Source organism: Clostridium sp. 7_2_43FAA, from assembly GCF_000158375.2.
GTDB lineage: Bacteria > Bacillota > Clostridia > Clostridiales > Clostridiaceae > Clostridium > Clostridium tertium.
Map to the genome: position 1 here is coordinate 1 of NZ_JH815223.1, position 9,845 is coordinate 9,845.

Below are 9,845 nucleotides of genomic sequence, written 5' to 3' on the forward strand. Positions count from 1 at the left end.
ATAGGTCAGAGGTGTAAGTGTGGTAACATATTTAGCTGACTGATACTAATAGGTCGAGGGCTTGACCAATAAAAATAGGCTTGAAATTAATTCATGTGCAATTTTCAGAGAACACTCTGAAATCTGGTGATGATGGCGTAGAGGAAACACTCCTTTCCATTCCGAACAGGAAAGTTAAGCTCTACAGCGTCGATGGTACTGCACGGGCGACTGTGTGGGAGAGTAGAACGTTGCCAGGTTATTAAAAAGACTTAAGAATTTATTCTTAAGTCTTTTTTATTGCCTTATCATTGTTTTATCCTTCAAGAGATAGTTATTTTCAAAGTGTGGTAACATATTTAACCGACTGATACTAATAGGTTGAGGGTTTGACCAATAAAAATAGGTTTAAATTTATTGTAATAATAACAGTTCTCTGAACTAAGTGCACTTAATTCAGAATCAGATGCTATCATATTCAAATTAGATTCATAATTTAATATAGTATTTTTATAAAGAATAGATTAAAAGAAATATAGATAAGAATGTTAGAGTATTTATATATATTAAATAAAGAATTATTATATATACAAATAAACAAAAAGTTATCAACATTAATTGCTTTATTATCATATATAATGTTGATAACTTTATATATATGTGGATAATAGTTTATTAGTTGTGGACTATATTATTAGTTGAGGATAAATAAAATGAATACAATATAAAATTTAAATAGATAATTATTTAAAGAATTTATTTATGGCCTTTAACTTAGATTATAAAACTATACAAGATAGTACTTATTTAATATATTTTTTTTATTTTATATTTACAAGAAAAATAATTTAAAAAGGATTTTCTTATTGCATATTTTAATAGTAGAAAGTTATTATAATTAGTAAATTTGATAATATACAAAGGGGGTCGCGTTTCGCGACCCCCTTTATGTTTATATATTATACTCTGCATTAATGGGTTTATTAATATAGATTCATGCTATCTAAAGTTATTATATTTATTATATTAAAATATCTTTTTTAGTAAAATTAATATGTGCTATTATATAAGCTATTATTGCCGTTATAATCATACAAACTATTCCATTGGTTGTTGTTAATTTAGGGTTTTGATACATTAATGCTAAGTCAGAAGTTACTAAGCTGCCTGCATCAGCATAAGTTGTAAAGAGAAGATGACTAATATCTCTTATTGAACTAATTGCTTGAGTTCCTATTGCTAAGAAGATAGTTGATATTACTGAGACAGCCATTGAGATCATACTACTTTTAAATATAGTTGATATCATAAAAATAACGGAGCAAGCTGATAAAATAAATAATGCTTGATAACCTATAGTTCTTACAGCACTTTCATTATTAGTGACCATTTTTGATGTATCTGGAATTTGTTTCATTATCATTTCTCCAGAGCCTTGATCAAAAACTTTTTCATATTTTTGTTCGATTCTGACTGGATAATCTGATGCATCAACATTACTTGTCATATTAACAACTGTCATTCCAACTAACTGAGGTATTAATATTAATGATAATACTGTAATAACTGAAACGATGAACTTAGATAATAGAATTTTACCTCTTTTAACTGGTTGCACAAGTAGGAATTTTAATGTTGCAGGTGTACATTCACCTGAAACAATATCACTCATGAATACAGCAATTCCTGCTATTAATACTCCTAATCCAAAGAAGCTATTAAGTGTTCTTAGGAAGTTAAAAGCATGATATTCCCAACCTTGCAAAGGTTTTATGTTATTATCCTTTAAATATTTTAAGTCATCTAACTGTTGTTTTGATTGGGCATACCATCTTTTATTCCATTCATTTATACCATCTTCTTCATATTGTTTAATCATATTTTCAGTAGATTTTATTGACTCGTCTAATTGCTTTTTCCATGCATCTTCAGAGATACCATTTTTGATTATTTCGTTATTATCTTCTATTTGCTTTAAAAGACTAGTTTCTATGTCTTTGGAGTTTTGAATCCATTGCGGGTCTCCATCGGCTTCAGCTCTTTTTATATCATTTCTTATATGAACTAATTGTTCTTCAGCTTGCTTTATTTGATATTCAGGAGAAGTCCATTCCTTCATATGCTTGTCATTCATCCATGTACCAAAGGCAGTTATTCCAATGAATGCTATAAATAATCCAAAGACGATCCAAGTTTTAGATCTTTTAAAAATTTTAATAAATTCATTTTTTATAAGAGTTAATAACATTATCTAATTCCTCCTTCAACTAATTCCATATATCTTTGTTCTAGGCCTTTACGTATCTTAAATACCTCTTGTACATCATAGTTGCTATTAACAAGATATTTAATTAATTCAGGAGTCTTATTGGATAATAATATTATTTCTATTCCATCATCAGTTTTCCTAGCAGAATTTATATAGTCAACAGATAATAATTTGTTAGTATCTATTTCTTGTAATAGTTTTAAGCAAATTATATCAGTATCAGTTTCCATAGACTCATTCATTACATTTTCTACTGATTTTATAGTTCCATGATTTATAAATGCTACCCTATCACAAAGATGTTGAACTTCTGAAAGTATATGTGAAGATATAAATACAGCCATCCCTCTTTCTTTGGCAGCTTTCTTAACTATTTCCCTAAAGTCTAATATTCCTGATGGATCTAACCCATTAGTAGGTTCATCTAAAATAAGAAGTTTTGGATTTGATAGGAGTGAAGCAGCCAAACCTAAGCGCTGTTTCATACCTAGTGAGTATTTTCTAACCTTATCGTCTATTCTATTTTCAAGGCCTACTAATTTTATGGTTTCATCTACTTGCGTTTTAGGAATGTTTCTAATTCTAGCAATTTGCATTAAATTTTCTCTTCCTGATAAGTATTTATATAATTCAGGATTTTCAACTACAGCACCAACTTCCTTTAAGGCTTTTTCCGTATCATTTTTTAAATCGTGCCCACAGATACTGATGCTACCTCCGTTTGGATTTATAAGTCCTACTAACATTCTTATAGTTGTTGTCTTTCCGGCTCCATTTGGCCCCAAGAAGCCAAATATTTCACCTTCTTCTACAGAAAAAGAGATATCTTTTATTATTTCTCTTTTTCCAAGTTTCTTTTTAAGTCCTTTTACCTCTAAAACCTTCAATTTGTTACCTCCCTTAAGTTATCTATTAATAATTTTAGAATCAAAATCTTAATTTAAAGAGGTATAAAACCTTAATAAAACCTTAATATAGTTTTAATATATATTGATAGTGAAAATTCGAGTTGAAATTGTAAAAATGCCATAGATATTATATTAAATAGTCGTATGGCAGTAGTTCTTAATATATTAAAACCTGTTGGCTGTAAATATATGAAGAAAAATAATAGATAGTAACGATTATAGTATTACGGAAAAAATGGAAAATAATGTAATGAGGTGATATAATTATCAACATGAGAATTATGTTAACTTCAAGGGGAGGGGTTGTATGACTAAAGTGGCAAAGGATAAAGTTAAAAATGGACAGCTTATAGATATAGACATTGATTTATTTCATAAAGGCAAAAATTATAGTAGTTATAGATTTATGGGAGCTCATTTAGTTACTGAAAAGAGAAAAAGGGGAATAAGATTTACAACTTGGGCACCGAATGCAAGCAAAATCTATGTTGTTGGAGATTTTTGTGATTTTAAACCAGAAGATGAATTTAAAATGGAAAAGGTTAATAAAAGAGGAGTATGGTCAATATTTATACCAGGGTTAAAAGAAGGTACTAAATATAAATATTTTATTATAAATAAGAATAGTTCAAATGGGGTATATAAAGCAGACCCTTATGCAATGTTTTCAGAGCTTAGGCCTAATACTGCATCAATAATTACAGATGAATGTAAGTTTAGGTGGTCAGATAAAAGATGGACAAATAAAAGAGAAAAAACAGATATTTTAAAGTCACCAGTAAATATTTATGAGATGCATTTAGGTTCATGGAAAACTAAGGAGGGCGAGTTTCTTACATATAAAGAGTTATGTGATGAGCTACCTAAGTACTTAACAGAAATGGGTTATACTCACGTAGAGTTTATGCCATTAATAGAACATCCATTAGATGCTTCTTGGGGGTATCAAGGAACGGGATATTATTCTGTTACTAGTAGATATGGCAATCCAGAAGGTCTAAAAGAATTAATAAATGTACTTCATAAAAATAATATTGGAGTTATTCTTGATTGGGTACCAGGACATTTTTGTAAAGATGAACATGGTTTATATCATTTTGATGGTAGCCCAACTTATGAATATCAAGAAGGATGGAAGGCTGAGAACAAAGGATGGGGAACAGCTAATTTTGATTTGGGTAGGCCTGAAGTAAAAAGTTTCCTAATCTCCAATGCACTATTTTGGATAAGAGAGTTTCATATAGATGGATTAAGAGTAGATGCAGTATCTAATATGCTTTACTTGAATTATGGAAGAAATGATGGTGAATGGAGACCAAATAAATTTGGTGGAGATGGTTGTTTAGAAGGTATAGAGTTTATAAAAGAATTAAATAAAGCTGTGTTTAGCGAATTTAAGAATGTTCTTATGATTGCTGAAGAATCAACATCATGGGCAGGTGTCTGTAAGCCAATAGAAGATGGTGGATTAGGATTTAACTTTAAGTGGAATATGGGATGGATGAATGATACGTTGAGGTATGTAGAAATAGATCCTATATATAGAAAACATCATCATAATAATATGAATTTTTCTATGATGTATAACTACTCAGAAAATTTTATATTACCAATATCACATGATGAAGTAGTACATGGTAAGAAATCCTTGATAGATAAAATGTGGGGAGATTATTGGAATAAATTCGCCGGGTTAAGATTATATTTAGCTTATATGATGGGGCATCCAGGAAAGAAATTAACGTTTATGGGATACGAATTTGCTCAATTTATAGAGTGGAGGGAGTATGAACAGCTAGAATGGAAATTAATTGAGAATTTTGAGATGCATAAAGTAACTCAAGATTATTGTAAGACTTTAAATAGGTTTTATAAAGAACATAATGCTCTTTGGGAATTAGATTATGATACTAATGGGTTTGAGTGGATAGATGCAGATAATGCTAATCAAAGCATATTTACATTTATAAGAAAAGGAAATAAGACTAAAGATGCATTAATATTTGTTTGTAACTTTACACCTGTTGTATATCATGATTTTAGAATTGGAGTACCATATAATGCAGAATATAGCGAGATATTTAATTCTGATAAAAGGGAGTTTGGAGGATCAAATCAATTAAATGAGGATGTCATATTATCAGAAAAAATAGAGTATCATAATAAGCCATACTCTATTGCATTAAAAGTACCACCTATGGCTGTTTCAATATTATCTATTAAAGAACTAGTTAAGAGTTCTGAAAGAAATGCCATAGAAAGTAAGGAGATAATAGAAAGTTAAAAAAATAACATGAGATTTAATTGGGGGGATAAATTTGAATATTTTAATAGTAGCATCAGAGGCACATCCGTTTATTAAAACTGGTGGATTAGGAGATGTTATTGGGGCTTTGCCGGTAGCATTAAATGATCTAGGTGCAGATGTAAGAGTAGTAATTCCTAATTATAGGGATATAAAAAAGGAGATAAAAGAAAACTTAAAGTATATTGATAATTTTACTGTAAATGTGGGATGGAGAAATCAATACTGTGGAATCTTGGAATATGAACATGAAGGAGTAAAGTTTTATCTTTTAGATAATGAATACTACTTTAATAGAGGTGGATTGTATGGATATTATGATGATGGCGAAAAATTTGCTTTTTTTGATAGAGCAGTTTTAGAATTCGTAAAACATATAGATTGGGTTCCAGATATATTACATTGTAATGATTGGCAAACTGGAATGGTACCAGTACTTCTTAAATTAGAATATTCAAAGGAAGAAAAGTTCAAAAATATGAAAACAATGTTTTCAATTCACAACTTATTTTTTAAAGGGATGTTTGATCCTAAAGTTTTACCAGAGCTATTTGGTTATGATTATGAATCCTTTAATAATGGGAGTTTAGAACATTATGGTGCAGTTAGTTTTCTAAAGGGTGGAATTAACTATGCAGATAAAGTTACTACAGTAAGTAAGAGTTATGCAGAGGAAATTAAAACTCCAGAGTATGGAGAACAGTTAGAGGGGTTACTTAGATATAGAAGCTCTGTATTAGAAGGAATAGTAAATGGAATAGACTATAAGGAGTATAATCCAGAAGAGGACAAGTATATATACTCTACTTATAGTGTTAATGATTTAGAAAATAAAAAAATTAATAAAGAAGAATTACAAAAAGAATTAGGGTTAACAGTAAATAAGGATGTTCCAATGATTGGATTAGTATCTAGGCTAACACATCAAAAGGGTTGTGACTTAATTATTAATATATTAGAAGAATTATTAAAAGAAGATATTCAAGTTGTGGTACTAGGTACTGGAGATTATATGTATGAAGAAAGTTTTAAAAGTTTCCAAGGAAGGCATCCTAATAAGATTAGTGCAAATATAAAATTTAGTAATGAATTAGCACATAAGATTTATGCTGCATCTGATATGTTTTTAATGCCTTCATTATTTGAACCTTGTGGACTTGGACAATTAATTGCACTTAGATATGGAAGTATTCCTATAGTTAGAGAAACTGGAGGGCTTAAGGATACAGTAACTCCTTATAATGAGTATGATGAGACTGGAAATGGATTTGGTTTTAAGAATTACAGATTTGAAGAACTTCTTAATATAATAAAATATGCCCTAAAGATTTATGAAAATAAAGATAAATGGAATAACATTGTTAGACAAGCTATGAGTGCAGATAATAGTTGGGAAAAGTCTGCAAAGGAATATATTGAAATATATAACAAATTAATTACTAACAATGATAATAAATAAATTTTTCTAAAATTAATATATGAGTATAGGAGAGAGAGTATGGGAAAAAAAGAAATTGTAGCAATGGTTTTAGCAGGTGGACAAGGATCTAGGTTGGGAATATTAACTAAAAATATAGCAAAACCTGCAGTACCATTTGGTGGGAAATATAGGATTATAGATTTTCCTTTAAGTAATTGTTCCAATTCGGGTATTTACACAGTAGGTGTATTAACTCAATACAAGCCGTTAGATTTAAATTCCCATATAGGAATAGGTGATCCATGGGATTTAGATAGAAGAGATGGAGGAGTATCCATATTGCCACCATACCAAGAAGAAAAGGGGGGGGATTGGTATAAGGGAACTGCTAATGCAATTTATCAAAATATAGAGTATGTGGATAGATATGATCCAGAATATGTTTTAATACTGTCAGGTGATCATATTTATAAAATGAATTATGATAATATGTTAGAGTTTCATAAAGATAATGGTGCAGATGCAACAATTGCAGTTATAGATGTTCCACTAGAAGAAGCTAGTAGATTTGGAATAATGAATACTAGAGAAGATAACACAATATATGAATTTGAAGAAAAGCCTAGTGAACCTAAGAGTACTAATGCATCAATGGGAATATATATCTTCAATTGGGCAGTATTAAAGAAATTCCTAAGAGAAGATGAAAATGATTTATCTTCAAGTAATGATTTTGGTAAAAATATAATACCTAAAATGCTTAATGAAGGAAGAAAGCTAATTGCATATCCATTTAAAGGATATTGGAAGGATGTAGGAACTATAGATAGCTTATGGGAAGCTAATATGGATCTATTGAAAATAGATAATGATTTAAATTTATACGATAGTGAATGGAAAATATATTCGCAGAATCAAGTAAGGCCAGCCCATTATATAGGGGAAGAGGCTAAGATAGTAAATTCTTTAATAGTAGAAGGTTGTATAATCAATGGTAAAATAGAAAATTCCGTATTATCTCAAGGTGTGTATGTTGGTAAAAATACAGTAATAAGGGATTCTGTAATAATGCCCAATGCACAAATTGGAGATAATGTTGTAATAGATAAAACTATAGTTGGAAGCAATGCAATAATAAATCATGGCTGTAGAATTGGTAATGGAGCTTCAATAGAAGTTGTTGGGGCTTATCAATATATAGTTAATGAATCAACTATAACTTTAAAAGAGATATGTTTAGATGATGAAGTGATTAATATTTAAGGGGGCTGAGAGAATGAATAATTGTTTAGGGATAATAAATTTAGATGAAAACCAGAGTAGGATGGGAGAATTAGTAAGGTATAGAACTTTAGCATCAGTGCCCCTTTCTGCAAGATATAGAGTTATTGATTTTGTGCTATCTAATATGGCTAATTCAGGAATAGAGGGAATAGGAATATTCACAGCTAATAAATCAAGATCATTAATAAATCATCTAACTAATGGTAGACCATGGGACTTGCATAGAAAAAAAGATGGGCTTAGAGTGTTTAACTTTGGAGATTATGACCCTAACTATGATGATGTTCATAATTTTCTAGATAATATTGAGTTTATTGAGCAAAGTAGGAGGGAATACGTATTAATAAGTCCATCATATATGATATGCAATATAGATTATAATGAAGCGTTAAGATATCATAAGAAATCTAAAAATGATATAACGATAGTATATAAAGAAGTAGAAGAGGCAGATAAAAAGTTTATAGAGTGTGAAGTTTTAAATATAGATAATAATAATAGAGTAATTAGCATTGGTGAAAATATAGGTAGAGAGAAAAATGCCAAAATAAATATGGAAATGTATATTATGAAGAGGGAGTTATTTACTAATATAATTCATGAATGCATAAAAACTGGAATCCATAGAAAAATAAGAGGATATATAGCTTCAAATCTTAATAAATTTGAAGTTGGAGCATTTGAGTTTGATGGATATTTATCTTGTATAAATTCTATTAAATCATATTTTGATACTAATCTAGATATACTAGATCAAAATATAAATAAAGAGTTGTTTTATAATAAAAAACCTATATATACAAAATCACAAGATGAACCTCCAACACAATATACAGATATGAGCCTAGTATCAAACTCTATAATTGCAAATGGATCATATATAGAGGGAGAAATAAAAAATTGTATAATTGGTAGAAGAGTTGTTATTGGAAGAGGAGCAAAGCTTGAGAATTGCGTTATAATGCAAAACACAATAATTGGTTCTGATGCCATAATGGATAGTGTTATAGCTGATAAAGGAACTGTAGTAAATGAAAGTCAAGTAATTAAGGGGACAAGTAATTATCCCGTAACTATTCAAAGAGCAAAAGTTGTTTAAGAAAGAAATATAAAAATAAATATTAAATATATAAATCTATATAGTAGCTATAGAAATAGGGCTAATGGCTACTATATAGATAGAATATAATAACAAATGTTCCTGGTGTATCAATAGTATTATATATTAGAAATAAAGAGTTTTATTAAGTATTAGTAATATAATTTAATATAAATATCGTATTTTGTAGAAATAACTATTAATATAAGTGGTAAGATTAATCTCGTTCCAAGCGAGGAACGAAACAAATTAAAGAAATCATAAAAACAATAAAAATGTGTTGACAATGATAACTTTAAATGATAAAATAATTAAGTCGCTTGAGGGCGATGAAGAAAATGGTCTTTGAAAATTGAACAGAAAATAAGTTAAGTAAACAAACCAGCAATTCTTTTAGACGTCTTAACATTAAGACTCAAAGTAATTTGAGCAAAGATTAAACTTTTTATTGAGAGTTTGATCCTGGCTCAGGACGAACGCTGGCGGCGTGCCTAACACATGCAAGTCGAGCGAGAGGAGTTCCTTCGGGAACAAATCTAGCGGCGGACGGGTGAGTAACACGTGGGCAACCTGCCTTGTAG

At 29.5% G+C, this 9,845-nt stretch carries 6 protein-coding genes and 1 rRNA gene; 5 read left to right on the top strand and 2 right to left on the bottom strand.

The window, feature by feature from the left end; translation table 11 throughout:
* Positions 1–122: 122 nt before the first annotated feature.
* Positions 123–239, top strand: a 5S ribosomal RNA gene (gene rrf / locus CSBG_RS16355).
* A gap of 761 nt (positions 240–1,000) precedes the next feature.
* Here rrf and CSBG_RS16360 read toward each other — a convergent pair.
* A complete protein-coding gene (locus CSBG_RS16360; RefSeq protein WP_008681296.1) occupies positions 1,001–2,227 on the bottom strand; it encodes an ABC transporter permease subunit in 1,227 nt (408 codons plus the stop codon).
* Positions 2,227–3,135 (bottom strand): ABC transporter ATP-binding protein, encoded by a 909-nt coding sequence (locus CSBG_RS16365; RefSeq protein ID WP_008681298.1) that lies wholly within the window; start codon positions 3,133–3,135, stop codon positions 2,227–2,229. The genes CSBG_RS16360 and CSBG_RS16365 overlap by 1 nt, the downstream gene beginning before the upstream one ends.
* Positions 3,136–3,463: 328 nt before the next feature.
* On the opposite strand from CSBG_RS16365, the gene glgB reads away from it, so the two are divergent.
* Genes glgB through glgD form a run of 4 tightly spaced genes read left to right on the top strand, consistent with a single transcriptional unit; the run spans position 3,464 to position 9,264 of the window.
* Positions 3,464–5,440 (top strand): 1,4-alpha-glucan branching protein GlgB, encoded by a 1,977-nt coding sequence (glgB, locus tag CSBG_RS16370; protein ID WP_008681300.1) that lies wholly within the window; start codon positions 3,464–3,466, stop codon positions 5,438–5,440.
* A 34-nt stretch (positions 5,441–5,474) separates the two neighbouring features.
* Entirely contained in the window at positions 5,475–6,920 is a 1,446-nt protein-coding gene (gene glgA, locus CSBG_RS16375) for a glycogen synthase GlgA (protein WP_008681302.1), read from the top strand.
* A 39-nt stretch (positions 6,921–6,959) separates the two neighbouring features.
* Positions 6,960–8,144 carry a glucose-1-phosphate adenylyltransferase gene (locus CSBG_RS16380; RefSeq protein ID WP_008681305.1) on the top strand — a complete coding sequence of 395 codons (1,185 nt, stop codon included), beginning with the start codon at positions 6,960–6,962 and terminating at the stop codon, positions 8,142–8,144.
* Between the two features lie 13 nt (positions 8,145–8,157).
* Entirely contained in the window at positions 8,158–9,264 is a 1,107-nt protein-coding gene (gene glgD / locus CSBG_RS16385; protein WP_008681306.1) for a glucose-1-phosphate adenylyltransferase subunit GlgD, read from the top strand.
* Positions 9,265–9,845: the final 581 nt, after the last annotated feature.

Bases quoted from the DNA above. Each gene is read 5' to 3' on its own strand.
- CSBG_RS16360 (WP_008681296.1), bottom strand. From the start codon at position 2,227: ATGTTATTAACTCTTATAAAAAATGAATTTATTAAAATTTTTAAAAGA.
- glgB (WP_008681300.1), top strand. From the start codon at position 3,464: ATGACTAAAGTGGCAAAGGATAAAGTTAAAAATGGACAGCTTATAGAT.
- CSBG_RS16380 (WP_008681305.1), top strand. From the start codon at position 6,960: ATGGGAAAAAAAGAAATTGTAGCAATGGTTTTAGCAGGTGGACAAGGA.
- glgD (WP_008681306.1), top strand. From the start codon at position 8,158: ATGAATAATTGTTTAGGGATAATAAATTTAGATGAAAACCAGAGTAGG.